General features: G+C 61.4%; 4 protein-coding genes. 3 read left to right on the top strand and 1 reads right to left on the bottom strand.

Annotation, left to right across the window (positions count from 1 at the left end):
- On the top strand, nt 1-654 hold a 654-nt coding region (locus FN829_RS15670; protein WP_142987858.1), incomplete at its 5' end, for a permease.
- Between the two features lie 13 nt (nt 655-667).
- Here FN829_RS15670 and FN829_RS15675 read toward each other — a convergent pair.
- Nucleotides 668-1,063 (bottom strand): ArsR/SmtB family transcription factor, encoded by a 396-nt coding sequence (locus FN829_RS15675; RefSeq protein WP_004595752.1) that lies wholly within the window; start codon nt 1,061-1,063, stop codon nt 668-670.
- A 182-nt stretch (nt 1,064-1,245) separates the two neighbouring features.
- On the opposite strand from FN829_RS15675, the gene FN829_RS15680 reads away from it, so the two are divergent.
- Entirely contained in the window at nt 1,246-1,665 is a 420-nt protein-coding gene (locus FN829_RS15680; RefSeq protein ID WP_004595751.1) for a cupin domain-containing protein, read from the top strand.
- Between the two features lie 176 nt (nt 1,666-1,841).
- Nucleotides 1,842-1,948, top strand: a 107-nt coding sequence (locus FN829_RS15685) for an arsenic metallochaperone ArsD family protein (protein ID WP_142987859.1), incomplete at its 3' end; no start/stop codon positions are given.

Consider the following 1,948-nt stretch of genomic DNA (forward strand, 5'->3'; position numbering starts at 1 on the left):
TTCGGGACCGGCGTGACCGTCGCGTACGTGACGACGGCGCTGCTCGCGGCGATCGTCGCGGGACTCATCATCGGGACGTTCGAACTCGACGGGTATATCAAGGACGTCCGGATCACCGCGGGCGGTCGTGAAATCGCGACCGACGGCGGAGCGACTCCCTCGGACACGTCGGGGGCAGCCGACGCTGGCGGATGTAGCGAGTGCGGGACGACGGCGACGAACAGAACCCACAAGGAACGCGTGACTGCCGCGGGGGAGGGCGCGCTCTCCTTCTTCCGCGACACACTCCCGTACATCGCGGTCGGGATCGCGATCGGCGCGCTGATCCACGGCGCCGTACCGGCGGAGCTCCTCCAGCGGATCGCCGGGCCGGGGAACCCGCTCGCGACCCCGATCGCCGCACTCGCCGGTGCGCCGATCTACGTGAGCATCAGCGGAATGCTGCCGATCGCGCACTCGCTCACTGAGGCGGGGATCCCGATCGGAACGGTGATTGCGTTCGTCATCGGCGGGGCGGGGATCAGCATCCCGAACCTGATCCTCCTGAACAAGCTGTTCGAACGCCGGCTGCTCGCGATCTACGCGACGACGGTCGTGACGATCGGGATCACCGTCGGTGTGCTGTTCAACACCGTCTTCGCCGGGCTACTCTGAGCCGGGAACCTTCTTACAGCGACCGCGACCCGTCGAGAGCGACGAGGACCGCGTTCGCACGCGGCGTGGCGCGATACATCCGCCACTTCCCTTCCTTCCGGCGCGTGACGAGGCCAGCATCAGTGAGCTGCGAGAGGGCGTGGCTGATTGCGCTGTCGCTCACGTCCAAGAGCGGCGAGAGCTCACACACGCATAGCTCCTCGTCATCAGCCGCGTGAAGCATCCGAACGATCTTGTATCGGGTCTCGTTGCCGAGCGCCGACAGTAGCTCGATATCGGTCTCCAGGTCCGACCCGCCGACGCTCTCGTTCAGTTCTTCTAGCTCCGCTAACCGGTCGGCGAGATCTTCATCTGTACAGGAGCCACATTCGTCGGCGACGTACCGCTGTAAACGCTCGGTAGATGACATACAAACAATTGAACCAAGCTGGGATTAAACGTTGCGGAGCGCCGTCTCAACTGATAGCTGGACAGCGAAAACAATATAGTAATCTCTCAAATATTGTCTCGTGTGAAAGAGACGAGACTTGTGGCAGGTGTCTGGCGGTCGACAACGACCATCTCGGCAGGCTCGAGCAACGATACGACCGAATGCGCCGCTACAGGGTGTTCGCCGTGACCGGTTCCTACAAACGGGTCAATTACACCGACATCGAGACCACCTCGGGCGCGATGCGGCCGCTTACTGACTCGCTCGATAGCGAGCAGGTCGGCGTGTCAATCGCGCGCTGTGAACCCGGATGGCGGAATAAGTCGCATGACCACGCCGCGGAGGATCACGAGGAGATATACGTCCTCTTAGAGGGTGAAGCTACCGTCGTTATCGACGACGAATCCGTCGAACTCGAAGCCGGCGACGCGGTTTGGATTCCGCCGACTGCGGCGCGGCAGATCCAGAACGGTGATGTCGAAAGTGCGCTCGTCCTCGTGAGTGCCCCGGCGTCGAAGTGTCGAACCACGACGTGTGTCGACGACCCAGGATCGTGGGCCACCAACGGATTTATCGGGTGATCGGGGGGTCTCGGCCGTTCAAGATGAAATGACTGTGCGACCGATGTGGAGATATCCGACCGAAGAGCTTATAATTGTATGAGAGTTTGTTCAAATGAATCGGCCACAGAGAGGACAAACAAACGTGTCCTGCTGTGAACGATACGTCAGACGTACGACCGCGATCCGACTCAATCATGACCGAACTTACCCTGTACGAAGAAGCGATGTGTTGCTCCACCGGCGTCTGCGGTCCCGACCCCGACGACGAACTCGTTGAGGTCAGCGCGGCGCTTGACCAGCT

This window comes from Halorubrum cibi (assembly GCF_900182635.1).
Classification (GTDB): domain Archaea; phylum Halobacteriota; class Halobacteria; order Halobacteriales; family Haloferacaceae; genus Halorubrum; species Halorubrum cibi.